Raw genomic sequence first — 25,833 nt, 5'->3', positions numbered from 1 at the left:
CCCCCGGTTCCTCGACCGGCCTTGCAGCACGGGCAGTCCGACGCTTCTGTATCCGAATAATTGGTTGCGATGCTTTCAAACCGCGGGCTAAACCTGCTGGCCGGGAACCGGGACCGGACGACCAGGGTTGCGGGCGACTGCGGGGGCACTTATGGATTCTATCGGGAAGAGTGGAACGCTTGTGCTGGCGGCCATCGCTTGCGCAGGCGGTGTTTCGTCAGCAGCCATGGGTCAAGACGCAGCCGCCGTGCCGACCTATGCGAAAGTCGAACTGGACGCCGGATTTACGCCCGATCCGCAATTCTTCAGCGTCACTTCTGGCGGCACCATATCGGCCAATGGTGCCGTATCATCGGCCTGCCGCGGCTTTATCGCCGATGCACCGGACGTGCGCCTGTCCTACTCCGCCGGTTCGCTACCGCTCATCATCTCCACCCGGTCCGATGGCGACACCACGCTTGTCGTCCATGCACCCGACGGTCGCTGGTACTGTGATGACGACAGCGGAGAGGCAGGCCTAAACGCCATGGTGCGGTTCAATTCGCCGATGTCGGGTCGCTACGCAATCTGGGTCGGCTCCTACAGCAGCGGAGCCTATCTCAATTCCGAAGTGGCGATTTCGGAATTGAGCAGCCAGTAAGCCTAACCCCTAATCCGGCTTCTTCGCCACGGCCACCAGTGCCGGGCGAAGGAGGCGGTCCTTGATCATGTAGCCGCTCTGCATTTCCTGCACCACGGTGCCGGGTTCGGCATCGGCGTGGGGCACCTCGATCATGGCCTGGTGCTGGTTGGGGTCAAGCGGCAAGCCGACAGCGGCGATGCGGGCGATGCCGTGAGCGGAAAAGACCTTCTCCACCTCGCGCATGGTCGCCTCGATCCCGGCGACGAGGCCTTTCATCTTCTCGTCCTCGCGCAGGTCTGCCGGCATGGCTTCCAGCGCGCGCGACAGGTTGTCCGATACCGACAGGATGTCGCGGGCAAAGCCGGTCGCGGCATAGGCTTGGGCGTCCTGCTTTTCCTTTTCCAGGCGGCGGCGCACATTTTGCGTCTCGGCGCGGGCATAGAGCACCTGCTGTTTGGCCTCGTCCAGGTCGGCCTGGAGCGCGCCGATCTGCCTGGCCGCCTCGTCCTCGGACTCGTCATCACCCTGGTCGAGGAACTGTTCGGGAATGCCGTCCATTTCCTTGGCCATTTCGCGGGCGATAGCCTCCTCGTCGTTGGTCTTGCCGCTGCCGTTATCTGTGTCGTTCATGTCTCAACCAATTCTCTTGCCCAGCGACTGGGCGGTAAAATCAACCATCGGCACCACGCGGGCATAATTGAGCCGCGTGGGGCCGATAACTCCGAGCACGCCGACCACCCGGCCTTCGCGATCGCGATAGGGAGCGGCAATGACAGAGGAACCCGACAGTGCAAACAGGCGATTTTCCGCTCCGATGAAAATTCGCGTCGCGCCGGCTTCCCGCGTGCTGTCGAGTAGGTCGGCAATCGACTGCTTGTTTTCAAGATCGTCGATCAGCGAACGGATGCGTTCGATATCGCCCAGCGCGGTTTCATCCAGCAGGTTGGCCTGCCCGCGCACGATCAGCACGCGGCGGCGGCTGGCATCCTCGGTCCAGGTGACGAGGCCGCGTTCCACCAGGTCCCGGCTGGCATCGTCCAGCGCCGTCGAATTGCTGCGGATTTCGCCCTGCATTACCTGCACGGCTTCGGCCAGCGTGCGTCCGGCAAGCCGAGCGGTCACATAATTACTGGCCCGTTGCAGTGTCGCGCTTCCGGTGCCGGGCGGCAAGTCGAGCAGGCGGTTTTCGATCTGCCCGTCCTCTCCCACCAGCACCACCAGCGCGCGGGCAGCATCGAGCGAGACGATATTGAGCTGGGCAATGCGCGGTTCGCGGCGCGGAACCATCACCATGCCTGCCGCGCCCGACAGGTCCGACAGGATCGTGCTCGTCGCCTCCAGCGCCTGTTCGATCGGCCCGGCGCGCGCCATCTGCGCCTCGATCGCGGCGCGTTCCATCGCGGTGGGTTCGGCCACTTGCATCATGCCATCGACAAAAAGCCTCAGGCCGCTTTCGGTCGGCATCCGCCCTGCGCTGGTATGCGGCGCAGCCAGCAGGCCCAGTTGTTCAAGATCGGCCAGCACCGACCGGATAGAGGCAGGCGAAAGGTTGATGTCGCCGCGCGCCGCCAGCGCCTTGGACCCAACCGGTTGTCCGCTGTCGAGATAATCCTCCACCACCAGTCGGAAAATCTCCCGCGCACGGGCTGTCAGTTCGGTGATCGGATGCGAGGCCATGACAAGGCCTAATCTAGAGGCTAGGGCGACGCACGCAATATCGCGATCCCCAATGCACTTATCGACCAGGAGATGAATTCATGCGACCTTCCGGCCGCGCCGCAGACGAAATGCGCGCCATTACCATCGAGACCGGCTTCACCAGGCACGCAGAGGGCTCCTGCCTGATCAGCTTCGGCGATACCCGCGTACTGTGCACCGCCAGCGTGGAAGAGAAGGTTCCGCCGTTCCTGCGCAACAAGGGAACCGGCTGGGTGACGGGCGAATATTCGATGCTTCCGCGTGCCACGCACACCCGGGGCAGCCGCGAAGCCGCCAAGGGCAAGCAAAGCGGGCGGACGCAGGAGATCCAGCGCCTGATCGGCCGCAGCCTTCGTGCCGTCACCGACATGCACAAGCTGGGCGAACGGCAGATCGTGCTCGATTGCGACGTGCTGCAGGCCGATGGCGGCACGCGCACCGCCGCCATTTCCGGGGCCTGGGTTGCGCTGCGCCTGGCTGTAAACGGCCTGATGGCCCAGGGCCTGGTCAAGGAAGACCCGCTGACCGCCAAGATCGCCGCCGTATCCTGCGGCATCTGCAACGGCGTGCCGGTGCTCGACCTCGACTATATCGAGGATTCGGCAGCCGATGCCGATGCCAACTTCGTGCTGATCGAAGGCGGCCAGATCGCCGAAGTCCAGGCCACGGCGGAAGGCGCAACCTATGACGAGGAAGGCCTCCTGCGCCTCCTGCGCCTCGCCCGCATCGGCACGGACCGGATCTATGCCGCACAGGACGCTGCGACAAAATGACCCGCAGGTTGGGGGGCGGCAGCCTGGTCATTGCCACGCACAATGCGGGCAAGCTGAAGGAAATCGGCGCGCTGCTCGCCCCCTACGGGCTGGATTGCATCTCGGCCGGCGCACTGGGCCTGCCCGAACCGGCGGAGACCGGCACGACCTTTGTCGAGAACGCGCTGATAAAGGCGCGGGCGGCGGCGGAGGCTTCGGGCATGGCGGCGCTGGCCGATGACAGCGGACTGTCGGTGGCGGCGCTGGATGACCGCCCCGGCGTCTATACCGCCGACTGGGCCGAGCGGCAGTGGTTCGAAGGTCCGGCGGGCCGCGACTGGTACATGGCCATGGGCAAGGTCGAGGGCATGTTGCAGGCGCTTGGCCCGGAGACGCCGCGCGATGCGTGGTTCTCCTGCGTGCTGGCGATCGCCTGGCCCGAAGGGGATAACGTCGTCTATGAAGGCCGGGTGGACGGTACGCTCACCTGGCCCCCGCGCGGCACGGTCGGCTTCGGTTATGATCCGGTGTTCGTGGCAAAGGGCATGGACCGGACCTTCGCCGAGATCGATCCTGCCCAGAAGCACGCCATCAGCCACCGGGCCGATGCCTTTGCCAAGCTGGTGCAGGACCAGTTCCGGGTCTAGACTGCGGCGATGGCCCGCGCGCTTTATATCCATTGGCCCTTCTGCCTGCAGAAATGCCCCTATTGCGACTTCAACTCGCATGTGCGGAGCGGCGTCGACCATGCCCGCTGGCAGGCGGCGCTGATCGCAGACATGCGGGCAGAGGCGGAACTGGCTGGCGGTGAAGCGCTGGATTCGATCTTCTTCGGCGGTGGCACCCCATCCCTTATGCCGCCCGCGCTGGTTGCGGCGCTCTTGGCCGAGGCCGAGAAATTGTGGGGTTTCGCGCCGGGGATCGAGATCACCCTGGAAGGCAATCCCTCGTCGGTCGAGGCTGCAAACTATGCCGCGCTCGCATCTGCCGGGGTCAACCGCGCCTCGCTTGGCCTGCAATCGCTGCATGACGAGACCCTGCGCTTCCTTGGCCGGTTGCATAACGCCGAGGAGGGCCTGAAAGCTCTTGAAGTGGCGCAAGGCGTGTTCAAACGGGTCACGTTCGACCTGATCTATGCCCTGCCCGGCCAGACACCCGCCCAGTGGCAAGCCGACCTGACGCGGGCGCTGTCATTCGACACCTCTCACCTGTCGCTTTACCAGCTCACCATCGAACCCGGCACGCGGTTCGAGACACTGGTGCGGCAAGGCCAATTCCATCCGCTGGATGACGACGCCGCGGCCGACCTGTTCGACCTGACACAGGACCTGACTCGCGCCGCCGGGCTGCCAGCCTACGAAATCAGCAATCATGCCAGGCCGGGTGAGGAGAGCCGCCACAACCTCACCTACTGGCGCTATTTCGACTATGTAGGGATCGGCCCGGGTGCGCACGGCAGGCGCGGCGGCATTGCGACCCAGCGCCATCGCAAGCCCGAGAACTGGCTGACGGCGGTCGTGGATCGCGGCTCGGGCAACCAGGTCGAACAGGCCATCTCGCAAGCCACCCAGGCCTCCGAAGCCCTGCTGATGGGCCTGCGCCTGGCCGAGGGCATCGACCTAGCCGCCCTTTCCGCCCGCGTCGGTATCCCGGCGGATCACCTGTTCGATGCGGCAGAAGCGGATAAGCTGGGATTGCTCGGCCTGCTGCGGCGGGAAGGGCTGCATCTCACTGTCACCCCGCAAGGAATGCCGCTGCTCGACGCGATCCTGCCGCGCCTCATTCCCGATGCCCTGGTAAGCGGATGAGCAAGGCCGACATGCTTGAGCAGTGGCGGGACCATCTGGCCCAGGCCCGCCGCCGCTCGCCCCATACGGTGCGCGCCTACCTTGCCGCCGCCAACCGCCTGCTGGATCGCGAGGTGGCGGAACATTGGTGCGAAGTGGCGCGGATCGAGGCTGGTGCCTTGCGGCAGCACATGGCGGCACGGCGCAGCGACGGGATCGGCAATGTTTCCGCCGCGCGCGAATTATCGGCCCTGAAAACCTTCCTCGCCTTCGCCCGCGAACAGGCAGGCCAGCCCGATGCAACACCGCCCCGCATGCGCGGGCCGCGCATCAAGAAGGGCCTGCCCCGCCCCGTTACGCCCGACGATGCGAGCAACATGGCCGATCTGGTGGAATCGAGCGCCGCCACCGGCTGGATCGGCGCGCGCGACCGGGCGGTGCTGCTGCTGATGTACGGCGCGGGACTGCGCATTGCCGAGGCGCTGTCGCTGACCGGCGCGGACCTGCCGCTGGGCGAAGTGCTGCAAGTCACTGGCAAGGGAGGCAAGCAGCGCGTGGTGCCGCTGATCCCCGTCGTGCGCGATGCCGTGGCGGATTATGCGCGACAGAACCCATGGCCGACCGGCCCGGAAGACCCGCTGTTCCGCGGCGCCAAGGGCGGCGCGCTGGGCCAGGGCATGGTGCAAAAAGCCATGGCCCGCGCGCGGATCGCGCTAGGGCTGCCTGCCAGCGCTACCCCGCACGCCTTGCGCCATTCGTTCGCCACGCACCTGCTGGGTGCAGGGGCGGACCTCAGGAGCCTGCAGGAACTGCTCGGCCATGCCAGCCTCGGATCGACCCAGATCTATACCAAGGTCGATGCCGCCACCCTGCTCGACACCTATCGCAACGCCCATCCGCGCGAGCAGGACTAGTCGGCGTTGTCTGGCCGCTCGCTGCTGGGTGGGCGTGGCTGCCAGGTCATCACGCGCCAGACATAGCCGATAGCGGCCAGCCCCACGAAGCCGAGGATGATCCAGGCCAGCACATCCTGCGATTCCTGCAGGTAGCGCCCCAGCCATTCGCCGCCCTTAATCAGCAATGCATTCCAGATGAGCGATCCGGCAAAGGTAAAGGCGAGGAACTTGCCCAGCGGCATATGGGCCAGACCTGCAGGCAGGGAAATGATCGTGCGCAGGAAGGGCGAGAAGCGCAGGAAGAATACCACCCAGTGACCGTGCTTCACGAAGAACAGCTGTGCCTGGACGATGTGGTGCCAATCCACAGTCAGCCACCGCCCCCAGCGGTCCACGAAGGGCTCGAGTCGGGCAAAGCCCCAAGAGTTGCCCAACCAATACCAGAAGTAATTTCCCGCAGTGGTCCCCAGCGTGCCGATCAGCAGCAGGGGCCAAAAATCCATCGCCCCGCGCGCCACCAGCAGGCCGCCCACGCCCATGATGACTTCGGAAGGTACTGGCGGAACAACGTTTTCCAGCACCATCAGCAGGAAAATTCCGATATAGCCGCCCTGCTCGATGGCATCGATAATCAACTGGTCCATGGAAGCTCAACGCTGGAGTGGGACGACGGTTCTCGAGGGGGTTCTTGAGGGTTTTCCCCTATACCTCAAGTTATCTTGAGTTGGCTATCATCTCCGCGTGCCGCCGTTCCAGCGCCTGCCAGATAAGGGCCGGGGTGTCGGTCCCATTGAACTTGTCGATGGCGACGATGCCGGTCGGGCTGGTGACATTGATTTCGGTGAGCCATTTGCCGCCGATCACGTCGATGCCCACGAATACCAGCCCGCGCCGCTTCAATTCCGGACCCATCGCTGCGCAGATTTCCGCCTCGGCATCGGTCAGGTCGGCGGCCTCGGCATAGCCGCCCTGCGCCAGGTTGCTGCGGAACTCGCCCTCGCCGGGACGGCGGTTGATAGCGCCTGCAAATTCACCATCGACCAGCACGATACGCTTGTCACCCAGCGCCACTTCGGGAATGAACGGCTGAACCATGTGCGGCTCGGGCCAGGTCTGGTTGAATACTTCGAACAGGGCGGAAAGGTTGGTGCCTTCGGCATCGATCTTGAAGATCGCCTTGCCGCCGTTGCCGTGGAGCGGCTTGACCACCACCGCGCCATGGCGGGCGTGGAATTCGCGCACATCTTCCAGGTTTCGCGCCACCATCGTGGGAGGCATGAAGCGCGCATAGTCCAGCACGAACATCTTTTCCGGCGCGTTGATCACCTCACGTGGATCATTGGACACCAGCGTGGTGCCCTTGAGCCGGTCGAGCAGCAGCGCCGCACTGATATAGCCGAGGTGGAAAGGCGGATCCTGCCGCATCAGGATCACGTCGATATCGGCGGCAAGGTCGATCCTGCGCCGCTCCCCTGCGGTGAAATGGTCGCCCACTACGCGCTGCACCGTCACCGGCGCGGCCCATGCCGTAAGCCGACCGCTGTCATAGGCGATGCTGGAGACATCGTAATGCCACACCGCATGACCCCGCTCCTGCGCCGAGAGCATCAGCGCGAAGCTGGAGTCGCCCGCGATATTGATGCTCTCCAGCGGATCCATCTGGACGGCGACGCGCAAGTTCATGGTATTTCCTAAGGCTGCCAGGCGTTGGTGATGTGGCGAGGGAAGGCGCGCGGCGCAAGCAGGATCACGTCCACCGTCAGGTCTTCGCCGTTGAGGGCATACTTGTGCGCCACTGCTTCTGCGGCCGCCGCCACGCGGCGCAGGCGGTATTCGTCGATCGCCAGGTCAAGGTCGGCCGCCTTCTTGCGCCATTTGACCTCGACGAAAGCTACCAGCGAACCTCGTTTTGCCACGATGTCAATCTCGCCCACCGGGGTCTTCACGCGGGTGTCGAGAATCGACCAGCCTTTCAGCCTCAGCCATGCTGCCGCCCGCGCCTCACCTTCGCGACCGCGCTTTTCGGCCTGCTGGCGGATCATGCGCCTTTAAGCTCCATCGCCCTGGCATAGAGCGTGCGGCGATCGAGCCCCGTCGCCTTGGCCACCTGCCCTGCCGCCTGGCTCGGCTTGTCGTGCTCCATCGCGGCGAGCAGCAGGGCATCGGCATCGATGGCACCCGCTTCCGGTGCCACGGGCGGCCCGATCAGCAGCACAATTTCTCCACGCGGCGGGTGGGCGGTGTAATGGGCAATCAGTTCCTCTGCCGAACCGCTGCGGCATTCCTCGTGCATTTTGGTGAGTTCACGCGCCACGGCCACTTCGCGCCCCGGCATCTGCGCGGCGATGGCGGCGAGCGATTTGGCAAGGCGCGGTGCAGTCTCGAAGAAGATCAGCGTTGACCGAAGCCCAGCCAGTTCATCGAGCATGGCCGCGCGCGCCTGATCCTTGGCGGGAAGGAAACCGGCAAACAGGAAGCGGTCGCTTGGCAGGCCCGAGAGCGCCAATGCCAGCAGCGGAGCGCTGGCGCCGGGAAGGCCGGTGACGGTGACGCCAGCCTCGCGCGCCGCCCTGACCAGGCGATAGCCCGGGTCCGATACCAGCGGCATCCCCGCATCGCTCACCAATGCGATGGCCTGGTGCTGCATCGCGGCCACCAGGTTCGCCCGGTCGGCTTCGGAGGCGTGATCATCGTAACGCCAAAGGCGGTTCGAAATGCCCAGCAGCTTCAACAGCTTGCCGGTTACGCGCGTATCCTCACAGGCAATCGCATCACAGCGCGCCAGAATGTCCTTTGCCCGCAAAGTGATATCGCCGAGATTGCCAATCGGGGTGGCGGCGATATAGAGGCCGGGAGATAGTTTTTCGGGTTCGGCTGCACTGGTCACGTGCGCCTCATGAACCAGATCGATCGGAGGCAGCAAGCATGTTCGGTATTTGGCGGCGCGGTTTGGCCGTGGTCTTCGTCACCCTGGCCCTCGCAGGCTGCCAGGTCATCCCCGACGGCGGGGGCACGGGTGCGGTCACCACTGTGCCGGTCGATGGTCCGGGAGACCTGCCTTCGGACACTGCCCTGCCGCAGGACGAAGGCCGCCATCGCGTAGCCCTGCTGGTGCCTCTGAGCGGGGAAAACGGCGCCGTGGGCCAGTCGATTGCCAATGCCACCACCATGGCCCTGCTCGATACCAATGCCGAAAACCTGCGCATCACTACTTACGATACCTCTGCCGGGGTCGCCCGGGCAGCAAGCCGGGCGATTGCCGATGGCAACCGGCTGATCCTCGGGCCGCTGGTGCGTGACGATGTTTCCACCGTGCTGGCCCAGGCGCGTCCGGCGGGCATTCCGCTGATCACTTTCTCCAACGATGCGGGTGTGGCCGCTGCCGATGTCTTCGTGATGGGCCATGTGCCCGAGCAATCGGTGGAGCGCACAGTGCGCTTTGCTGTCCAGCAGGGCGCGCGCCGTTTTGCGGCATTGGTGCCCGCCGGTGAATACGGCACGCGCGCCACCACTGCCCTGCGCCGCACGGCGGAAAGCGCCGGGGCCAGCGTGGTCGTGGTCGAAACCTACGATCGCGGCAATACCTCAATCATCAGCGCCGCCTCGCGGCTCAACGCCCGTGGCGGCTTCGACACTGTGCTCATCGCAGATGGCGCCAGGCTGGCAGCCATGGCGGCGAGCGAATTGAAGGCGGCGGGCTCGGACCTGCCCTCGATCATCGGCCCAGAACTGTGGAGCGGCGAAACCACCTTGACCCGCGCCGCGGCGATGGAGGGTGCGTGGTTCTCCTCGGTTTCGGACAATCGTTACCGCCAGTTCTCCACGTCCTATGAAACACGTTTCGGCGGCCAGCCTTACCGCATCGCGACCCTGGGCTATGACGCTGTGCTGCTGACCTTGCGGGTGGCGCGGGACTGGACGCCCGGGCGGCCATTCCCCACCGGGCAGATGATCGATCCCGGCGGCTTTCTCGGCCTCGACGGCCCCTTCCGCTTCCGCAGCGACGGCGTGGGCGAGCGGGTGTTCGAGGTGCGCGAAGTGGGCGATGGCACCTTCCGCGTGGTCGATGCCGCCCCGACGCAATTTTGATCGCCCGTCCCGACGGTAGATAAGTCGGCAAGTCGCGCTTGAAGCGGCGGATTCCGCCAGCCTATAGCAGGTGTCATGAGCCAGGACCTGTTCGACGCGCTTCCCGCCGGTGGCGGTGATTACGATTCCTCATCCATCGAGGTGCTGGAGGGGCTTGAACCCGTGCGCCGCCGCCCCGGCATGTATATCGGCGGGACGGATGAACGCGCCTACCACCACCTCGCCGCCGAAGTGCTCGACAACTCGATGGACGAGGCCGTAGCCGGTCATGCCAACCGCATCGAGATGGTGCTGGATGAAGGCAACAGGCTGACCGTGATCGACAACGGTCGCGGCATGCCGGTGGACGAACATCCCAAGTTCCCCGGCAAGTCCACACTGGAAGTCATCATGACCACGCTGCACTCGGGCGGCAAATTTTCCGGCAAGGCCTATGCCACCAGTGGCGGCCTGCACGGCGTTGGGGTTTCGGTGGTCAATGCCCTGTCGAGCGACACGCGGGTGGAAGTGGCGCGCAACAAGGAGGTTTTCGCCCAGCACTTCGTACGCGGGGTGCCGCAGGGCGGTCTGCAACGGCTCGGCCCCACGCCCAACCGGCGCGGCACCAGCGTGTCTTTCGTGCCGGATACGGAAATCTTCGGCGACCGCAGCTTCAATCCCAAGCGCCTGTTCAAGCTCGCCCGGTCGAAGGCCTACCTCTTTGCCGGGGTGGAAATCCGCTGGAAATGCGCGCCCTCGCTCGCCAGCGAGGAGGTTCCGTCCGAAGCGGTGTTCCAGTTCCCCGGTGGCCTGAGCGACCACCTGCGCGAACAGATCGCCGACCGCGAATGCGTGACGGCCGATTTCTTCGCCGGGCAGCAGGATTTCTCGCCCCAGCACGGCGAGGCGCAGGGCCGGGTCGAGTGGGCCGTGGCCTGGCCGCTGTGGTCCGATGGCTCGACATCGTGGTACTGCAACACCGTGCCCACCCCCGATGGCGGCACCCACGAACAGGGCCTGCGCACCGCGCTCACCCGTAGTTTGCGTGCTTTCGGCGAACTGGTCGGCCAAAAAAAGGCCAAGGATATCACCGCGGATGACGTGATGACCGGCGCGGAAATCATGCTCAGCGTCTTCATCCGCGATCCGCAATTCCAGAGCCAGACCAAGGACCGCCTCACCAGCCCAGAGGCCGCGCGCCTGGTGGAAAACGCCGTGCGCGACCATTTCGACCATTTCCTGGCCGACAACATGGAGCGCGGTCGCGCCCTGCTCGGCTCTGTTATGGAGCGGATGGACGAGCGGCTGCGCCGCAAGGCCGAGCGCGAGGTCAAGCGCAAGACCGCCACTAGTGCCAAAAAGCTGCGCCTGCCCGGCAAGCTGACCGATTGCAGCGGCGAAACCGATGCCGAGACCGAACTGTTCATCGTTGAAGGCGACAGCGCCGGCGGCAGTGCCAAGCAGGCGCGGGACCGCAAGACCCAGGCAATCCTGCCCATCCGCGGCAAGATCCTCAACGTCGCCAGCGCGAGTGCCGACAAGATCCGCGCCAACAGCGAAATCGCCGACCTCGCCCTTGCGCTAGGGTGCGGCACCCGCAAGGACTGCGATCCGGCGCAACTTCGCTATGACCGTATCGTCATCATGACTGACGCCGACGTTGACGGTGCCCATATCGCCACCCTGCTCATGACCTTCTTCTTCCAGGAAATGGCCGAAGTCGTCCGCCAGGGGCACCTCTACCTTGCCCAGCCCCCGCTCTATCGGCTGACAGCGGGCAAGGAGAGCGCCTATGCCAAGGACGATGCCCATCGGGCCGAGCTGGAGGCGACGAAGTTCAAGGGCAAGAAAGTGGACGTGGGCCGGTTTAAGGGCCTGGGCGAAATGAACCCGGGACAGCTGCGCGAGACCACGATGAACCCCGCCACCCGCAGCCTGATCCGCATTACCCTGCCAACCGAACACGAGCAGCGCTATGCAGTGAAGGAACTGGTCGAGCAGCTGATGGGCCGCAACCCCGAACACCGCTTCAATTTCATCCAGAACCGCGCCGGAGAGATCGACCGCGAGATGATTGACGCCTAGGCTGCGGTGATGGCTACCGGAGGAGCAACCCCAGATGATCCGCTTGTTTCTCGCCCTTTTTGCCTTGCTGACTCTCACCTCGCCTGCCGTGGCACAGGATTTGGCCGTGCTTGAGCAGCGCGCCGAGGATGTAGCCTCGGTGTTCCACGGCGAGGCCGCCTATACCGATGTCTTTACGCCCGAATTCGTGGCGGCCGTATCGCAGCAGCAGTTCGAAGCCCTGAAGGAACAGCTTGCCGTCCAGATGGGTCCCTTCGTCGGGCTGGAGGGCGTCGAGCCGGGAAGCGCGCCGGGCTCGGGCCAGATATCGCTGCGGTTCGAACGCGCCCTGGTCGGCGGCCCCATGCAATTGGAAGACACTGCGCCCTATCGCGTGGCGGGCCTGCTCCTGAACGATATTGCGCCGGTTAACGACGAAGGGCTCTCGCTGGAGGAACGGCTCCAGGCCCTGCCCGGTGAAACTTCGATACTGTTCGCCCGGCTCGAAGGCAGCGAGGTGCTGGCCTCGCACAATGCCGCGCGGCAATTCGCCATCGGTTCCACCTTCAAGCTCTATGTCTTGTCCGCCCTGTCGCAGTCGATCGCCCGGGGAGAGCGGCAATGGTCCGATGTGGTCGCACTAACAGAGCGCAGCTTTCCCAGCGGGCAATTGCAGGACTGGCCCCAGGGTTCCCCCTTGACGCTGCACACGCTAGCGGCCGCGATGATCTCGATCAGCGACAACACCTCGACCGACCAGCTGATCGCCCTGCTGGGCCGCGATGCGGTGGAGGCGGAACTGCGCGCCTCGGGCCACAGCGATCCCGCCGCCACGCTGCCGTTCCTCACCACGCGCGAGCTGTTCCTGCTCAAGCTGGGCGCGGATGAGGGCCTCGAAGCCTATCGCGCCGCCTCGGCGGAACAGCGCCGCGCCATGCTGGCCGCGCTGCAGGACAGTGATCTCGACATGGCCGATGTCCAGCGCGTGTTCGCGGGCGGCCCGCGCTTCATTGATATCGAATGGTTCGCCAGCGCCGAAGACATCGCCCGCGTCTATGCACGGTTGGCCGAGGACCAGGTTGCGCGCGAGATACTGGCGATCAACCTCGGCATGGATCGTGCGCGGTTCGATGCATGGGACTATGCCGGTTACAAGGGCGGCTCCGAACCCGGCGTGCTCAACTTCAGCTGGTTTCTGCGCGACGGGACCGGTGATTACTGGGTCCTGGCGATGAGCTGGAACGATGCCGCCGCCGCCGTTTCCGAAATGCAGTTCCTCGGCCTTGCCCAGGCTGCGCTGACAGAGACCAGGGCGCGCTAGGCCTTTTCATTTCCGCGGTTTGCTGCGTCATCGGCTCCCGGAAATTGGGGGATTGCCATGGTGCGGTGGTTCCTGGTTATCGGCGCGCTGGTGCTTTCTTCTCCGCTGACCGCCCAGACCGTCATTCCGCTGGATCGTGGCGACAGCTTCAGCCACTTGCGTACCGGCATCACCCTGCCAGCCAGGATCGGCGACCTGCGGCTCGACCGGATGACCGATTTTGGCGACAGCCAGTTCGACATCTCCGGCAACTATGTCAGCCGCGATCAGGAGGTAATGGCCACGGTCTATATCTACCGTGCGGGTCGGTCCATAGCCACAGAAAGGCGCCCACCTAAAACTCCCGCGGGACCTCGGCGAAGACGCGCTTCACATTGGGCCGCTCGTTGATCTGTTCGATCCAGCGCACGAGGTGCGGGGTGTCGTATTCGTTGACCTGGTCGGCAAAGCCCAGCTGCATGCCGTTGGCGATCGAGAAGTTGCAGATGTCGGCCAGCGAATAGACGCCGCCGGCAAGCCACTCGTTATCACGCAAGTGGTCATCCAGCTTGCGCACCGACACCCCGATCTTGCGCATTTCCTCGTCCAGCATGTCCTGCGGGAAGCCCTCGCGCGCGCGGCGCCATTTCACCTGCTGTTCGGGGATCGGCACGCGGGCGACCATTTCGTCGAACTCGGCATCGCTGAGGTGCTGGACCATCTTTGCCACGTGGCGATGCCACCCGATAGTGGAGACGCACCAGCAGAAATGCTCGTCCACCCACTTGGTCCAGACCCGCATCTGCGCCACGTCGTAATGGTCCGCGGGGCGCAGCTTCACCGCCGTGGGGTGCGCGTCCTCGAGATACTCGCAGATAACCGTGCTTTCGGTAACGATCCGGCCGTTATCGTCCAGCGCGGGGACCTGGCCGCGCGGATTGACCTTCTTGTACCATTCCGCATGATGCTCGAACACGCGGGGGTTTAGCAGCTTGTGATCGAACTCCAGCTCCTTCTCGTACAGCGCCAGCATGGGCTTCAGCGAATTGGCCCCGGGGCCGAAACTGTAGAATTTGAGCATGTCTTTTCTTCTCCGCCTCAGGTCTAGCCGTAGCCGCAACAAGGTGGAAGGTCTCAATCGTCCTGCACCGTCGCGGCGAGGTAGAGCCAGTCGCCCTGCCCGATCCACTTGCCCAACAGTGCCACCGGGGCAAAGGCCAGGGCATAGGGAACAAGTTTGGGGCTAGCCTTCCAGCTTGAGGGTGTGCCGAACGAATAGTCGAGACCGATCATCGTCCGGTCGGCCCGCGTGATGCGGTATCCAGCCTGTTCGGTCATGGCCGAAAGGGTTGCGCGCGAGAACTGGTAGAGGTGCCACGGCGGCTCGGGATGCGGCCAGTAATCGACCAGCTTCGCCACCTTGTAGGACAGTCGCGGAAACAGCCCGTCGATATCGGGCGTCGATTGCAGCAGCACGCCGCCCGGCTTGAGCAGCCGCCTCATCGCGGCGAGTTCGGCGGCAGGATCGGCCAGGTGTTCGATCACATCGAACAGGGTGATGACGTCGAACGAGGCATCGGCATGGCCCGCATCGCGCCAGTCGCCGGTGTGGACCGGCAAGCCGAAGTGATCCCGTGCGAAGGCCGAGGTTTCGGGCGAAAGTTCGGCCCCATAGGCATCGAACCCCGCCGTGCGCGCCTCGTCCAGGAAGAGGCCCGTGGCGCAACCGATGTCTAGCAGTTTCAGCCCTTGCCGCGCCCCGGTGCTGCGGCGGAGCATGGCCACGTGCTGGCGCGCAATCCCCCGCATGCGGTCGAATGCCGGAGTGGCCGGATCGAGCAGTTCGTCGTGATAGGCAGCCTTGGCCGTGTAAAGCGCGGCGATGGCTGCGGCATCGGGCGGGTTGGCGATGAAGGCGAGGTCACAACCACGGCACCGCACGAGGCGATAGCCCTGCTTGGTGAACAGGTATGCGTGATCCTGTCCACCGCACATGTTGCAGTGAACGGAGTTGCCCGCAATGGAAGGGGCCGCAACGATTGCACCAGCCTGGTCCATGCCTCCTGGATAGAGTATATCTGCAAATAGACGGTTAACTGCTCAGTAAAGCAGCAGGTCAGCCACCTCAGTGCGCCAACGCTGTTCGTCACTTGCCGCCATCAGGTCGAGATCGGTCGGCGACGCTTCTGGATCGTCAACCCATTCTCGCAGGGCTGGTCCCCCGTTGATTACGTCGATTGCCAAACGGTCGAATTCGTACTCATAGGGAAAATCGCGCCACAGCGGATATTGCGGGTGGAGGTTGCGGATCGCCTTGAAGGCGAGCGCCTGCAAGCGCCAGGGGCGGAATTGCTCATGGGCGTAGAAGCTGCCCTCGGCATGGACCATCAGCCCGTTGCACAACTCGCCCGCGTGCTTGTGGAAGGTGGGCGTGAACCAGCATTCGCGGATCGCGCAACCGGCCAGCCATTCGGGAGCAAGGCGGCGCATTTCGGCCAGCACGACCCTGGCATCAAGATCGGGCGCGCCGAACAGCACTTCCAGCGGTCGCGTGGTGCCGCGCCCTTCGCTCAGCGTGGTGCCTTCCAGCATGACCGTGCCGGCATAAGCGCGGGCCATGTTCAGGCTGGCAGCATTGGGACTGGGATTGATCCAGATGCGGCTCTCTGGCCAACCGAAGCCTGGCCCCGCTTCGGGCAACCAGTCGTGCATGGCGATAACGCGGTATTCCACGTCGAGCTGGAAATGCCGGATGAACCACTGGCCCATCTCACCCATGGTGAGGCCGTGGCGCATTGGCAGCGGCCCCGCGCCGACAAAGCTCTCCTGCCCAGCCAGCAAGGTCGTCCCTTCGACCGGGCGGCCCGCCGGATTGGGCCGATCGAGCACCCACACTTCCTTGCCGTGCTTTGCCGCCTCTTCCAGCAGGTAGAGCAGCGTGGTGACGAAGGTGTAGATCCGGCAGCCGAGGTCCTGCAGGTCGAACAGGAAGACGTCGGCCGTGTCCATCATGGCAGGCGTGGGCCGACGCACTTCGCCATAGAGGCTGAACACCGGAATACCGTGGACGGGATCGAGCTCGTCCAGCGTTTCCACCATGTTGTCCTGCTTGTCACCCTTCAGTCCGTGCTGCGGACCGAAGGCGCTGGTCACAGTGATTCCCGCAGCGATCAGCGCGTCGAGCGAATGGGTGAGGTCCGCCGTGACCGAGGCTGGATGGGCCACCAGAGACACGCGGCGGCCCGCCAGTTCCGCTTGCAATTGTGGTTCCGCCAGCAGGCGATCAATGCCGAATTTCATCGCCATCGGGTGCCGCAAGAGTGGCGGTGAAGCAAGCCGGATCATGGAAATCGGGCTGGTCCTCGTCCCCATGGGTCATCGCCCAGAACGACTTCACCCCACCCTCTTCCTCGATCACCGCCGTCAGTGACAGGGCGGCGGGCAGCGCGGGCAGGTCTGCCAAGGGCAGTGCCACATCGAAAATCAGCGTCTGGCGTCCGCGACGCGGGGTGATGACCGGATCGTGGCTCATCTCCCGGTTTGCCATGCCCTCGCGCCGATCGCTGAAATCATAGGCCGCCCAGGCCTCCGACGGGCTGAAGTTGAATTCGGCATAGGCATCCCCGCCCTGCGGCCGGACGAACATCTCGAAACAGGTCGTTTGCCACAGGCCATCCTGGCGCACCCGCCCGGCAAAGCGCGGCAGGACCAGCTTTCCGGCCCCCTCCACCCGCCAGCGCAAGTGCAGCCACGGCCCCACAATTTCCCACTTTGCTTCCACCATGGTGACTTCCAGCGGGGCAAAAGCGCCGTGGTATGCCAGTTCGTGCGTTTGCATGCCGCGCTCCTCGTGCTAACCGCCCCGCCTTCCATCAAGGCCGGTCAACGGCTGCCGACTGAACGAGAGTGCCATGAGCGAATACACCTCCGACCTCCTCACCCTGCTTGAACAGCGCGGCTATATCCACCAGGTGACCGATGCCGGTGCGCTGGATGCGCTGGCGGCCAAACAGGTGGTGCCTGGCTATATCGGTTTCGATGCCACCGCGCCAAGCCTTCATGTCGGCCATATGGTGCAGATATTCATGCTGCGCCGCCTGCAGCAGGCCGGGCACAAGCCGGTCGTGGTAATGGGCGGCGGCACCACGCGCATCGGCGATCCCACCGGGCGCGACGAAAGCCGCAAGATGCTGACCGATGAAGCCATCGAGGACAACATCGCCGGTATCCGCACCGTGTTCGAGCGGTTGCTCGTGTTCGGCGACGGGCCGACCGATGCGGTGATGGTCAACAACAATGACTGGTTGGGCAAGCTGGGCTATATCGAGCTGCTCCAGGAAGTCGGCACCCATTTCACCATCAACCGCATGCTTACATTCGATTCGGTGAAGCTGAGGCTAGATCGCGAGCAGCCGATGACCTTCCTCGAATTCAATTACATGATCCTGCAAGGCTATGACTTTCGCCACCTGGCGCGCGAGATGGGCGTGCGGTTGCAGATGGGCGGATCGGACCAGTGGGGCAATATCATCAACGGGATGGAATTGACCCGGCGGATGGACAGCACCGAGGTGTTCGGCCTCACCACCCCGCTGCTGACAACGGCCGACGGCGCGAAAATGGGCAAGACCGCCGCAGGCGCCGTCTGGCTGAACGAAGACCAGCTCCCCGCGTGGGATTTCTGGCAGTACTGGCGCAATGTCGATGATCGCGACGTGGGCAAGTTCCTCAAGCTGTTCACCGACCTGCCGCTGGATGAGATTGCCCGGCTGGAGGCGCTGGAAGGCAGCGAGATCAACGCGGCCAAGGTCGTGCTGGCCAACGAGGTGACCAGGCTGGTGCGCGGCCGCGATGCCGCTGCCAAGGCCGAGGCGACCGCCACCGAAACTTTCGGCGCAGGTGGACTTGGCGGTGACCTGCCGGTGCTGGAGGTGACATCGGAAGGCGTACGCATCGGATCGGCGCTCACCGCTCTCGGCTTCACCGCATCCAATGGCGAGGCCAAGCGCAAGGTTGCCGAAGGCGCGGTGAAGCTGGATGACGAGCCGGTGCACGATGCCGGGCAGCTGGTGGAGCTTGCCCCCGGTGCCGAAAGCAAGCTGACGCTGGGACGCAAGAAGTACGCGATCCTGCGCGGTACCTGAAAATTAGATCGGCAGCCCTTTACCCTTTGTGCAGCATTTTGCGGCATTGCGTCTCTTCGGACCGCGAAACACAAATGGAAAGGACACCGATCATGGGTAACGGAGCATCGCTTTCCGTAACCGACATGCGGCGCTCGACGCGCCACCCGGTGGATTATCCGGTCATTGCGGAGCACCGGGTCACGGGCGACATGAAGCTGCATGTCTGCAACATTTCTGCCCATGGCTTCATGATCGACCAGGCACCGTCGCTCGCCCGGGGTGACCGGCTTATCGTGCGCCTGCCGGTGGTGGGCCGGATCGAAGCCTATTGCATCTGGTTGACTGAGGATCGCGCGGGCTTCCAGTTCGAACGCATCATACGGCTCGACACCTTCATGGCGATGATCCGGGAACTGCAGCCGAACCCCGCCCTGCGCCGCCGGAGCTGATTGGCGCCGCGTGCATGTGGGGCTTTAACCGCCTCAACACCTAATTTGTTGGCAAGACTGCATCACGCTGCCATTCGGGCGGCGTGAGCGAAGCCCTGACCATCCCCAAATCCCCGTTCCGAATCGCCAACTTCCGCGCCTATTGGGTCGCGCGACTGTGCATGACGCTGGCGCAGTATGCGATGCTGCTGATAATCGGCTGGCAGACTTACAACCTGGCGCGCGAAGGCGGGATGAGCGTGGGTGGCGCTTCTGGCCAATTGGCACTGATCGGCCTCTTGCAATTCGCCCCGCTGTTCATCCTGACGCCGTTCTCGGGCCTGGCCGCCGACCGGCTCGACCGGCGCAACGTGGCTCGACTGACGATCCTGCTGCAACTGGCCTGCGCTGGCGTGCTCGCCTGGCTGACCTACACCGATGCTGTGTCGATTGGCGCGATGTTCGGGGTGGCCGTGGCGCTGGGCGTGGCGCGGGCCTTTTCCGGGCCGTCGCTCGGCGCCCTTGCCCCCAACCTTGTGCCGCCCGCCCTGCTGCCCCAGGCCATCGCCCTGTCGAGCATCTCGTGGCAGGTCGGCATGATCGTGGGTCCGGCGGTTGGCGGCTATTTCTACGAGGTCGCGCCGTTCCTGCCCTATGCCGTGGCAGGCGGACTGTTCGTGGTGTCCATCATCGCCCTCAGCCTGATCGGCGAAGTGCCGCGCTCGCAGATAAACCGCACCCTGAAACCCATCGGCCAGATCCGCGAGGGACTGGCCTATGTGGTGCAGAACAAGATGGTGCTGGGCTCGATCACGCTCGACCTGTTCGCCGTGTTCCTGGCCGGGGCGACCGCACTGTTCCCCGTCTATGCCCGCGATATCCTGCAAGTCGGCGCGCCGGGCCTGTCGCAGCTCGCTATGGCTCCTGCCATCGGCGCGGCGGTAACGGCGCTGTGGTTCAGCTTCCGCCCGCTCAAGCACAACGTCGGCCCGCGCATGCTGTGGGCAGTCGCCATTTTTGGCGTGGCGACGATTGTGTTCGGTCTCAGCACCTGGATGCCGCTGAGCCTGGTGATGCTGTTCATCATCGGCTGCGCGGACATGTTCTCGGTCTATATTCGCCAGTCGCTGATCCAGTTGCACACGCCCGATGACAAGCGCGGGCGGGTGTCGGCGGTGTCGCAGATGACCATTTCCGCCTCCAACGAGTTCGGCGACTTCTTCAGCGGCGGCCTCGCCTTCCTGATCGGCCCTGTCGCCGCCGTGGTGCTGGGTGGCGTCGGCGCGGTGATAACGGTCGCCACCTGGTCGCAGATCTTTCCGGTCCTGCGCACCACGAAAACCTTCGACCGCCCCGATCATCTGGTAGAAGAAGACAATACCAGCGATTCCCCAAGTCGCGAAACCAAGGGAGCCTGAGCGATGAAGTTCGACAACGTCCTCCAGTCCATCGGCAACACGCCGCACATCCGCCTTGCACGCCTGTTCTCCGATCACGAGGTCTGGGTGAAGAGCGAGCGGGCCAACCCCGGCGGATCAATCAAGGACCGCATCGCGCTGGCCATGGTGGAAGATGCCGAGGCTTCGGGCGCGCTCAAGCCCGGCGGCGTGATTGTCGAGCCGACCAGCGGCAACACCGGCATCGGCCTCGCCATGGTTGCAGCGGTCAAGGGCTACAAGCTGGTCCTCGTCATGCCCGAAAGCATGAGCGTGGAGCGCCGCCGCCTGATGCTCGCCTATGGCGCCAGCTTCGACCTGACGCCCAAGGAAAAGGGCATGAAGGGTGCGTTGGAGAGGGCCGCAGAGATCGTGGCAGAAACCCCCAATTCCTGGATGCCGCAACAGTTCGAGAACGCTGCCAACGTCGCAATCCACGCCCGCACCACGGCGCAGGAGATCATCGCCGATTTCGCCGATGCCCCGCCCGCCCTGCTCATCACCGGCGTCGGCACCGGCGGCCACCTGACCGGTTGCGCCGAAGTGCTGAAAGCGCGCTGGCCCGATCTCAAGGCCTATGCGGTGGAGCCGGCGCTGTCGCCGGTCATTTCCGGCGGCCAGCCCGGCCCGCATCCGATCCAGGGCATCGGCGCGGGCTTTATTCCCGGCAACCTGCACACCCGCTCAATCGACGGCGCGATCCCGGTCGATGCCGACGAGGCCCGCGAAATGGCCCGTCGCTGCGCACGCGAGGAGGGCCTGCTGGTGGGCATCAGTTCGGGTGCGACGCTGGCAGCCATCGCCACCAAGCTGGCCGACATGCCTGCCGGAACCCGCGTGCTCGGCTTCAACTACGACACCGGCGAACGCTACCTGTCGGTGCCTGATTTCCTGCCGACCGAGTGATGGCAGGGATGGAGAAACTCGCCTATTCCGACGGCGACACCGCGCTGACCGGCCTAGTGGCGCGTCCCGCAGGTGCGCCGCGTGCGGCGGTCGTCGTTTTCCCCACGATCATGAACGCCACGCCATCGGTCATTGCGAAGGCGCAGGATCTGGCGGCGAACGGCTACCTTGCGCTGGTTGCGGACTTCTATGGCAAGACGCCCGCCAGCATGGATCAGTCGGGCGAATTCGCGATGGAGATTCGCGGCACTCCGCAGTCCTATCGCCAACGCCTGCGCGCGGCATTGAAGACCCTGGCATCGCTGCCCGAAGCAGCAGGCCTACCCATCGGCGCGATCGGCTTCTGCATGGGCGGCCAGGCCGCACTGGAACTCGCCCGCGATGGCGCGCCGCTGTCTGTCGCCGCCAGCTTCCATGGCCTGCTCAATACGGACCAGCCCGCCGAACCGGGCGCAATCAGCGCCCGCATCCTCGTCTGCCATGGCGATGCCGACCCGATGGTCCCGCGCGAACAGGTCATGCGCTTCTGGGAAGAGATGGACGCGGCCCGGGCCGACTGGCATTTCCATTCCTATGCCGGGGTCAAGCACGGTTTCACCAACTCCGGCCCGACGACCAACCCCGCCACCGCCTATGACGCCAGCGCCGACCGTCAGAGCTGGGCGGCGATGTATGCGCTGTTTGACGAGGTGCTGGGCTAGCCCCGCAAGAACTGCTCCGCCGACAGCCCCATCATCGCGCCTGCCCCTGCTTTCACCCGGTGGCGCAGTGCGGTGCACAGCGGCAACTGCTGCTCGGCATAGAACCGGGCGGTAATCAGCTTGGCTTCGAGAAACGCCTTGTCGCCCTCGCCCGCCGCCAGTTGCCCGTGCGCCACCGTGGCGAGTTTCAGCCATGACCAGCCAATCGCCAGCGTCCCAATCAGTTGCATATAGGCATAGGCCGCGCCCGCCATATCGTCCGGATTGGCGCCAGCCTGCTCCAGCAGCGATTTAACCGCCGCCTCGCCATGATGGACCGCCTTGCCCAGCGGATCGGCGATGAACGCCAGGTCCGTAGGCGCGGCATCGCATTCGCCTGCGATCATGTGCAGGAAGCCCAGCGCCACCTTGCCGCCGTCCTTCGCCGTCTTGCGGCCCGCCAGGTCCAGCGCCTGCACGCCGTTGGTGCCTTCGTAGATCATGGCGATCCGCGCATCGCGCACGATCTGCTCCACGCCCCACTCGCTGACATAGCCATGCCCGCCCAGCACCTGCTGCATGTTCACCGCACATTCGAAGCCCCGGTCGGACCCGAAGGCCTTGATAACCGGCGTGAGGAACGAGACCAGCGCTTCGGCCCGTTGGCGCTCGGCAGGATCAGCCGCGCCATGGGCCACATCCAGTTGCACCGCAGTCCACAGCACCAGCGCGCGGAAACCTTCGGCAAAGGCGCGGGCATCCATCAGCATGCGGCGCACGTCGGGATGGACGATCAGCGGATCGGCGGCGGCGGCAGGATTGCTCCGCTGGCCCATGGCGCGGCCCTGTTTGCGCTCCAGCGCATAGGCGGCGGCACGCTGGTAGGCATGTTCGGCATGGGCAAGCCCCTGCACGCCCACGGCAAGCCGCGCGGCGTTCATCATGATGAACATGGCAGCCAAGCCGGCATTCTCATCGCCCAGCAGCCAGCCCGTCGCGCCATCGAAATTGAGCACGCAGGTGGCGCTACCGTGCAGCCCCATCTTGTGCTCGATCGATCCGACCGACACGCCGTTGCGGCTGCCATCGGGCAGGACTTTCGGCACCAGGAACAGCGATATCCCGCGCGTTCCCACCGGCGCCTCGGGCACCCGGGCCAGTACGAGGTGGACGATATTGTCGGTCAGGTCATGGTCGCCGCCCGAAATGAAGATCTTCTCGCCGCTCAGCGCATAGCTGCCGTCACCGTTGCGGGCGGCGGCGGTCTTCATCAGGCCAAGGTCGGTCCCGGCGTGGCCCTCGGTCAGGGCCATCGTCGCCAGCCATTGGCCGCTGACCATTTTCGGCAGATAGGCCGCTTTCAGCTCGTCCGTTCCAGCAGCATCCACTGTCGCCACGGCCCCGGACAGGATGCCGGGATACATCATGAACCCCGCGCAGGAGGAATTGAGGTACTCCTCGATCACCGTGAACAGCGCATGGGGCATACCCTGCCCGCCCCACTGCTCGGGTTGAGAGAGCGTGCCCCAACCCGATTCGGTCCAGGCGCGATAGGCCGCGGGAAACCCCTCGGGCGTAGTCACGCTGCCATCGGGGTGGCGGGTGCAGCCGCGGTCCGATGCCGGGTTAAGCGGCGCGACAATGTCGCGGCAAAACCGCCCCGCTTCGTGGATCACGGCATCAATGATGTCCTCGTCAATCACGGCATAGTTCGCCGGATCGGTGCGCTCGCCCATGCGCAGGACATGCTTGAGGATGAATTCGACATCCTGTGTCGGCGGAGAATAGGTCGTCATGCAGCTATACTCGTCAATCGATGGGGGAAAGGCCGTCAGGGCCCAGCTGGCGGTAAAAACAGCTGCGCTGGCCGGTGTGGCAGGCAGGCCCGGCAGGGCGGACCTTCAGCACCAGCGCGTCCTGGTCGCAGTCGACCAGCACCTGTTCGACATGGAGGACATTGCCGCTGCTCTCGCCCTTCTGCCACAGCCTGCCACGGCTGCGCGACCAGAAGTGCGCCAGGCCCGTAGCCCGCGTTTCCGCCAGGGCCTCGGCATTCATGAAGGCGAACATCAGTACTTCGCCAGTCGCGTGGTCCTGCACGATGGCCGAGATCAGCCCGTCTGCATCGAATTTCGGCAGGAAGGCCGTTCCTGCCTCGCGCTCGTTGTTCGGATCAATTCCCGCCACTCTGGCCCCTCTTTGTCTGCTGGCAGCCCCATAGCGCCTTGTTGCAGGATTGGCACAGCAAATCCGCAAAATCCTGGTCATGGAACATGGACTGTTTGAGTCTTGCTCCATCGGTGGAATGTAACGCCCTGCGGCTGGACGGGCCGCCTGCTGGATGAGGACCGCACCAGCGTGCAGGGCCAAGGACGGGAGGAGCTGGCACTGCCCAAGGCAGGCCGTTCATGAGGGTTTGGAGCGCGCCTCGTTCGGGGGGGGCAGAGCGCAGCTCCAGCGATATCGTCACGCGAACGCCCGGGGTAGCCCCCCGGGCGTTTTGCTTTTCAAGGCCTAAAGAGCCTCATCCAGCACTCGCGCAAAGCAGGCGATACGCACCCGTACCGCCCCCGCCCTGCGCAATTCCCTGAGGCAGGCATCGGTGGTGGCCCCGCTGGTCATCACGTCGTCCACCAGCAGCACCTGCCCGCCGCTTATCCGTGCAAGCCGCGACGGATTGGCCTTGATCGCGCCCTTCAACACCCTGGCCCGCGCCCTGCGCCCCAGCCCGCCCAGCGGTGGCGTGGAAGTGGTGCGGACCAGGCCATCGACCACCAGTTCATGCCCGCGCGCCCTGGCGATCTCGCCCGCCAGCAGGGCCGACTGGTTGAACCCCCGGCTCCACAGGCGCCGACGGTGGAGCGGCACCGGGATGACCAGCCATTCGCCTTCGAGCACCGGCAGCCGCGCCAGCATGAGGCGGCCCAGCAGATTAGACAAGGCTATCCTCCGCCCGTGCTTGAATGCCAGCACCAGCTTGCGCGAGCCTTCGGTATATAGCGTGGCGGCGGTAATCCCGTCATGCTCTGGCGGATGGGCCAGGCATGGCGCGCAGAGCGATCCTTCCCCCACCGCCGCGCTGCCGAACGGGCGCTGGCAGGCGGAACAGCATGGCTCGCCCGGAATGACCAGTCCGCTCCAGCAGGCGTGGCACAGCGCGCCGTGCTCGCCGATCGCATCGCCGCAAATGGGGCACCGCGGCGGGTAGAGCAGGTTGACCAGCGGGGCGAACGATTGTTTCAGCATCGGGGGGAAGCTGGCACGCGGCAGGCCATGGTGGCAAGCGCTGTTGCACGCGCGGCGACGACGCGGCATGGCGGGGCCGATGTCTGTCCCCCGGATCTTCAGCCCGTCACGCCGCGCCGCCCGCACCTCGCGTCACCAGCGGCTTGCCCTGGCCGATCCGTCAGCGCAGTTCCTCGCCAGTCACCTGGCCGACGACGTGCTCGACCGGCTGGAGTTCATGCGCAAAGCTCCGGGCAAGGCGCTGGTGCAGGGCGATCCAGCGGGCCTGCTTCGTGCGCCTCTTGCCGGGCGCGGCCATGCCGTCAGCACCTACCGGTTCGACGAGGAACAGCCATGGCCCGCCACCGGTTTCGACCTCGCCATTACCCTGTGCCAGCTCGATACTGTCAACGACCTGCCCGGCGCGTTGATCCATGCACGCAATGCCCTGGCACCCGACGGCCTGTTCATCGCCGCCCTGACCGGGGCCGGCAGCCTTCCCGCTCTGCGCCAGATCCTGCTCGCCGCCGATGGGGAGCGGCCCGCCGCGCGGATCCATCCGCAGATCGACAACCTTGCTGCAAGCGGCCTGATGGCCCGCGCCGGGTTCTCCCGGCAGGTAGTCGATTCGTATAGCCTCGCGGTGACCTGGCGCAGCTTCGCGGCCATGGTGGCCGACCTGCGCGCCCAGGGGCTGACCAATGTGCTGGCCGATCCGCCCCCGCGCCTGACCCGTGCCGCCCTTGCCCGCGCCAATGCCGCCTTTGCCGCAATGGCCGACGATCAGGGACGGGTGAGCGAGACTTTCGAACTGCTCACCCTGACCGGCTGGAAATAGATCAGCC

At 65.0% G+C, this 25,833-nt stretch carries 28 protein-coding genes; 15 read left to right on the top strand and 13 right to left on the bottom strand.

Features of this window, described 5'->3' with window-relative positions:
• The first annotated feature begins 226 nt into the window (after positions 1-226).
• Entirely contained in the window at positions 227-640 is a 414-nt protein-coding gene (locus M3P36_RS08310) for a hypothetical protein (protein WP_249702792.1), read from the top strand.
• A 9-nt stretch (positions 641-649) separates the two neighbouring features.
• On the opposite strand, the gene grpE is transcribed toward M3P36_RS08310, so the two are convergent.
• Both grpE and hrcA read right to left on the bottom strand, forming a co-directional pair.
• Entirely contained in the window at positions 650-1,252 is a 603-nt protein-coding gene (gene grpE / locus M3P36_RS08305; protein ID WP_249702791.1) for a nucleotide exchange factor GrpE, read from the bottom strand.
• 3 nt (positions 1,253-1,255) lie between these two features.
• On the bottom strand, positions 1,256-2,299 hold the full coding sequence (gene hrcA / locus M3P36_RS08300; RefSeq protein ID WP_249702790.1) for a heat-inducible transcriptional repressor HrcA: 1,044 nt from the start codon (positions 2,297-2,299) through the stop codon (positions 1,256-1,258).
• Positions 2,300-2,379: 80 nt separating this feature from the next.
• On the opposite strand from hrcA, the gene rph reads away from it, so the two are divergent.
• The 4 genes from rph to M3P36_RS08280 are packed head-to-tail and all read left to right on the top strand — an operon-like array spanning position 2,380 to position 5,773.
• Positions 2,380-3,093: a ribonuclease PH gene (gene rph, locus M3P36_RS08295; RefSeq protein WP_249702789.1), complete on the top strand. Its 714-nt coding sequence runs from the start codon at positions 2,380-2,382 to the stop codon at positions 3,091-3,093.
• A complete protein-coding gene (rdgB, locus tag M3P36_RS08290; RefSeq protein ID WP_249702788.1) occupies positions 3,090-3,719 on the top strand; it encodes an RdgB/HAM1 family non-canonical purine NTP pyrophosphatase in 630 nt (209 codons plus the stop codon). The genes rph and rdgB overlap by 4 nt, the downstream gene beginning before the upstream one ends.
• Before the next feature lie 9 nt (positions 3,720-3,728).
• Positions 3,729-4,880 carry a radical SAM family heme chaperone HemW gene (gene hemW, locus M3P36_RS08285; RefSeq protein WP_249702787.1) on the top strand — a complete coding sequence of 384 codons (1,152 nt, stop codon included), beginning with the start codon at positions 3,729-3,731 and terminating at the stop codon, positions 4,878-4,880.
• Positions 4,877-5,773 (top strand): tyrosine recombinase XerC, encoded by an 897-nt coding sequence (locus tag M3P36_RS08280; RefSeq protein ID WP_249702786.1) that lies wholly within the window; start codon positions 4,877-4,879, stop codon positions 5,771-5,773. Before hemW ends, M3P36_RS08280 begins: the two co-directional genes overlap by 4 nt.
• On the opposite strand, the gene M3P36_RS08275 is transcribed toward M3P36_RS08280, so the two are convergent.
• The 4 genes from M3P36_RS08275 to rsmI all read right to left on the bottom strand — a co-directional run bounded on the left by M3P36_RS08275 (position 5,770) and on the right by rsmI (position 8,642).
• Positions 5,770-6,399: a DedA family protein gene (locus M3P36_RS08275; RefSeq protein WP_249702785.1), complete on the bottom strand. Its 630-nt coding sequence runs from the start codon at positions 6,397-6,399 to the stop codon at positions 5,770-5,772. The two genes, M3P36_RS08280 and M3P36_RS08275, sit on opposite strands and share 4 nt — an antisense overlap.
• 70 nt (positions 6,400-6,469) lie before the next feature.
• Positions 6,470-7,438, bottom strand: coding sequence for a glutathione synthase (gene gshB, locus M3P36_RS08270; protein ID WP_249702784.1), 969 nt, complete (start codon positions 7,436-7,438; stop codon positions 6,470-6,472).
• 8 nt (positions 7,439-7,446) lie between these two features.
• A complete protein-coding gene (locus tag M3P36_RS08265) occupies positions 7,447-7,797 on the bottom strand; it encodes a YraN family protein (RefSeq protein WP_249702783.1) in 351 nt (116 codons plus the stop codon).
• Entirely contained in the window at positions 7,794-8,642 is an 849-nt protein-coding gene (rsmI, locus tag M3P36_RS08260) for a 16S rRNA (cytidine(1402)-2'-O)-methyltransferase (RefSeq protein WP_249702782.1), read from the bottom strand. Before rsmI ends, M3P36_RS08265 begins: the two co-directional genes overlap by 4 nt.
• Before the next feature lie 38 nt (positions 8,643-8,680).
• Between rsmI and M3P36_RS08255 the strand changes: the two genes are divergently transcribed.
• The 4 genes from M3P36_RS08255 to M3P36_RS08240 all read left to right on the top strand — a co-directional run bounded on the left by M3P36_RS08255 (position 8,681) and on the right by M3P36_RS08240 (position 13,598).
• Entirely contained in the window at positions 8,681-9,844 is a 1,164-nt protein-coding gene (locus M3P36_RS08255) for a penicillin-binding protein activator (protein WP_249702781.1), read from the top strand.
• A gap of 75 nt (positions 9,845-9,919) precedes the next feature.
• The gene (gene parE, locus M3P36_RS08250; protein WP_249702780.1) at positions 9,920-11,908 is read left to right on the top strand and encodes a DNA topoisomerase IV subunit B; all 1,989 of its coding nucleotides are present in this window, start codon (positions 9,920-9,922) and stop codon (positions 11,906-11,908) included.
• Positions 11,909-11,942: 34 nt separating this feature from the next.
• The gene (locus M3P36_RS08245) at positions 11,943-13,208 is read left to right on the top strand and encodes a serine hydrolase (RefSeq protein WP_249702779.1); all 1,266 of its coding nucleotides are present in this window, start codon (positions 11,943-11,945) and stop codon (positions 13,206-13,208) included.
• A 57-nt stretch (positions 13,209-13,265) separates the two neighbouring features.
• On the top strand, positions 13,266-13,598 hold the full coding sequence (locus tag M3P36_RS08240; protein ID WP_249702778.1) for a hypothetical protein: 333 nt from the start codon (positions 13,266-13,268) through the stop codon (positions 13,596-13,598).
• On the opposite strand, the gene M3P36_RS08235 is transcribed toward M3P36_RS08240, so the two are convergent.
• The 4 genes from M3P36_RS08235 to M3P36_RS08220 are packed head-to-tail and all read right to left on the bottom strand — an operon-like array spanning position 13,543 to position 17,025.
• Positions 13,543-14,268, bottom strand: a complete 726-nt coding sequence (locus tag M3P36_RS08235) for a glutathione S-transferase family protein (protein ID WP_249702777.1) — start codon at positions 14,266-14,268, stop codon at positions 13,543-13,545. The two genes, M3P36_RS08240 and M3P36_RS08235, sit on opposite strands and share 56 nt — an antisense overlap.
• A 53-nt stretch (positions 14,269-14,321) precedes the next feature.
• Positions 14,322-15,245 (bottom strand): class I SAM-dependent methyltransferase, encoded by a 924-nt coding sequence (locus tag M3P36_RS08230; protein WP_249702776.1) that lies wholly within the window; start codon positions 15,243-15,245, stop codon positions 14,322-14,324.
• A gap of 42 nt (positions 15,246-15,287) precedes the next feature.
• Positions 15,288-16,487, bottom strand: a complete 1,200-nt coding sequence (locus M3P36_RS08225) for an exo-beta-N-acetylmuramidase NamZ family protein (protein ID WP_249702775.1) — start codon at positions 16,485-16,487, stop codon at positions 15,288-15,290.
• Positions 16,471-17,025, bottom strand: a complete 555-nt coding sequence (locus M3P36_RS08220; RefSeq protein ID WP_249702774.1) for a DOMON-like domain-containing protein — start codon at positions 17,023-17,025, stop codon at positions 16,471-16,473. Before M3P36_RS08220 ends, M3P36_RS08225 begins: the two co-directional genes overlap by 17 nt.
• Positions 17,026-17,098: 73 nt before the next feature.
• On the opposite strand from M3P36_RS08220, the gene tyrS reads away from it, so the two are divergent.
• The 5 genes from tyrS (at position 17,099) to M3P36_RS08195 (ending at position 21,784) form a co-directional block, all read left to right on the top strand.
• The gene (gene tyrS / locus M3P36_RS08215) at positions 17,099-18,331 is read left to right on the top strand and encodes a tyrosine--tRNA ligase (protein WP_249702773.1); all 1,233 of its coding nucleotides are present in this window, start codon (positions 17,099-17,101) and stop codon (positions 18,329-18,331) included.
• A 92-nt stretch (positions 18,332-18,423) separates the two neighbouring features.
• Entirely contained in the window at positions 18,424-18,762 is a 339-nt protein-coding gene (locus M3P36_RS08210; RefSeq protein WP_249702959.1) for a PilZ domain-containing protein, read from the top strand.
• A gap of 83 nt (positions 18,763-18,845) precedes the next feature.
• Positions 18,846-20,159 (top strand): MFS transporter, encoded by a 1,314-nt coding sequence (locus M3P36_RS08205; RefSeq protein WP_349630559.1) that lies wholly within the window; start codon positions 18,846-18,848, stop codon positions 20,157-20,159.
• A gap of 3 nt (positions 20,160-20,162) precedes the next feature.
• Positions 20,163-21,083 carry a cysteine synthase A gene (cysK, locus tag M3P36_RS08200; RefSeq protein ID WP_249702772.1) on the top strand — a complete coding sequence of 307 codons (921 nt, stop codon included), beginning with the start codon at positions 20,163-20,165 and terminating at the stop codon, positions 21,081-21,083.
• An 8-nt stretch (positions 21,084-21,091) separates the two neighbouring features.
• The gene (locus M3P36_RS08195) at positions 21,092-21,784 is read left to right on the top strand and encodes a dienelactone hydrolase family protein (RefSeq protein ID WP_349630558.1); all 693 of its coding nucleotides are present in this window, start codon (positions 21,092-21,094) and stop codon (positions 21,782-21,784) included.
• Here the strand turns inward: M3P36_RS08195 and M3P36_RS08190 are convergent.
• The 3 genes from M3P36_RS08190 to M3P36_RS08180 form a co-directional block, all read right to left on the bottom strand.
• Positions 21,781-23,559 carry an acyl-CoA dehydrogenase C-terminal domain-containing protein gene (locus tag M3P36_RS08190; protein WP_249702770.1) on the bottom strand — a complete coding sequence of 593 codons (1,779 nt, stop codon included), beginning with the start codon at positions 23,557-23,559 and terminating at the stop codon, positions 21,781-21,783. The two genes, M3P36_RS08195 and M3P36_RS08190, sit on opposite strands and share 4 nt — an antisense overlap.
• 13 nt (positions 23,560-23,572) lie before the next feature.
• Entirely contained in the window at positions 23,573-23,950 is a 378-nt protein-coding gene (gene hisI / locus M3P36_RS08185) for a phosphoribosyl-AMP cyclohydrolase (RefSeq protein ID WP_249702769.1), read from the bottom strand.
• Between the two features lie 327 nt (positions 23,951-24,277).
• Positions 24,278-25,009 (bottom strand): ComF family protein, encoded by a 732-nt coding sequence (locus M3P36_RS08180; RefSeq protein WP_249702768.1) that lies wholly within the window; start codon positions 25,007-25,009, stop codon positions 24,278-24,280.
• A gap of 79 nt (positions 25,010-25,088) precedes the next feature.
• On the opposite strand from M3P36_RS08180, the gene M3P36_RS08175 reads away from it, so the two are divergent.
• Positions 25,089-25,826 (top strand): class I SAM-dependent methyltransferase, encoded by a 738-nt coding sequence (locus tag M3P36_RS08175; RefSeq protein WP_249702767.1) that lies wholly within the window; start codon positions 25,089-25,091, stop codon positions 25,824-25,826.
• Positions 25,827-25,833 lie beyond the last annotated feature (7 nt).

It is taken from the genome of Altererythrobacter sp. KTW20L (assembly GCF_023501975.1).
Classification (GTDB): domain Bacteria; phylum Pseudomonadota; class Alphaproteobacteria; order Sphingomonadales; family Sphingomonadaceae; genus Alteraurantiacibacter.
This window is presented reverse-complemented; position numbering and strand designations above follow the sequence as displayed.

Coding starts and splice junctions, on each gene's coding strand:
- hemW (WP_249702787.1), top strand. CDS start 3,729: ATGGCCCGCGCGCTTTATATCCATTGGCCCTTCTGCCTGCAGAAATGC.
- parE (WP_249702780.1), top strand. CDS start 9,920: ATGAGCCAGGACCTGTTCGACGCGCTTCCCGCCGGTGGCGGTGATTAC.
- M3P36_RS08255 (WP_249702781.1), top strand. CDS start 8,681: ATGTTCGGTATTTGGCGGCGCGGTTTGGCCGTGGTCTTCGTCACCCTG.
- M3P36_RS08310 (WP_249702792.1), top strand. CDS start 227: ATGGGTCAAGACGCAGCCGCCGTGCCGACCTATGCGAAAGTCGAACTG.
- M3P36_RS08175 (WP_249702767.1), top strand. CDS start 25,089: ATGTCTGTCCCCCGGATCTTCAGCCCGTCACGCCGCGCCGCCCGCACC.
- M3P36_RS08230 (WP_249702776.1), bottom strand. CDS start 15,245: ATGGACCAGGCTGGTGCAATCGTTGCGGCCCCTTCCATTGCGGGCAAC.
- M3P36_RS08280 (WP_249702786.1), top strand. CDS start 4,877: ATGAGCAAGGCCGACATGCTTGAGCAGTGGCGGGACCATCTGGCCCAG.
- M3P36_RS08195 (WP_349630558.1), top strand. CDS start 21,092: ATGGAGAAACTCGCCTATTCCGACGGCGACACCGCGCTGACCGGCCTA.
- rdgB (WP_249702788.1), top strand. CDS start 3,090: ATGACCCGCAGGTTGGGGGGCGGCAGCCTGGTCATTGCCACGCACAAT.
- cysK (WP_249702772.1), top strand. CDS start 20,163: ATGAAGTTCGACAACGTCCTCCAGTCCATCGGCAACACGCCGCACATC.
- M3P36_RS08210 (WP_249702959.1), top strand. CDS start 18,424: ATGGGTAACGGAGCATCGCTTTCCGTAACCGACATGCGGCGCTCGACG.
- M3P36_RS08275 (WP_249702785.1), bottom strand. CDS start 6,399: ATGGACCAGTTGATTATCGATGCCATCGAGCAGGGCGGCTATATCGGA.
- M3P36_RS08245 (WP_249702779.1), top strand. CDS start 11,943: ATGATCCGCTTGTTTCTCGCCCTTTTTGCCTTGCTGACTCTCACCTCG.
- M3P36_RS08180 (WP_249702768.1), bottom strand. CDS start 25,009: ATGCTGAAACAATCGTTCGCCCCGCTGGTCAACCTGCTCTACCCGCCG.
- M3P36_RS08220 (WP_249702774.1), bottom strand. CDS start 17,025: ATGCAAACGCACGAACTGGCATACCACGGCGCTTTTGCCCCGCTGGAA.
- hrcA (WP_249702790.1), bottom strand. CDS start 2,299: ATGGCCTCGCATCCGATCACCGAACTGACAGCCCGTGCGCGGGAGATT.
- M3P36_RS08235 (WP_249702777.1), bottom strand. CDS start 14,268: ATGCTCAAATTCTACAGTTTCGGCCCCGGGGCCAATTCGCTGAAGCCC.
- M3P36_RS08240 (WP_249702778.1), top strand. CDS start 13,266: ATGGTGCGGTGGTTCCTGGTTATCGGCGCGCTGGTGCTTTCTTCTCCG.
- M3P36_RS08190 (WP_249702770.1), bottom strand. CDS start 23,559: ATGACGACCTATTCTCCGCCGACACAGGATGTCGAATTCATCCTCAAG.
- M3P36_RS08225 (WP_249702775.1), bottom strand. CDS start 16,487: ATGAAATTCGGCATTGATCGCCTGCTGGCGGAACCACAATTGCAAGCG.
- rph (WP_249702789.1), top strand. CDS start 2,380: ATGCGACCTTCCGGCCGCGCCGCAGACGAAATGCGCGCCATTACCATC.
- tyrS (WP_249702773.1), top strand. CDS start 17,099: ATGAGCGAATACACCTCCGACCTCCTCACCCTGCTTGAACAGCGCGGC.
- grpE (WP_249702791.1), bottom strand. CDS start 1,252: ATGAACGACACAGATAACGGCAGCGGCAAGACCAACGACGAGGAGGCT.
- M3P36_RS08265 (WP_249702783.1), bottom strand. CDS start 7,797: ATGATCCGCCAGCAGGCCGAAAAGCGCGGTCGCGAAGGTGAGGCGCGG.
- gshB (WP_249702784.1), bottom strand. CDS start 7,438: ATGAACTTGCGCGTCGCCGTCCAGATGGATCCGCTGGAGAGCATCAAT.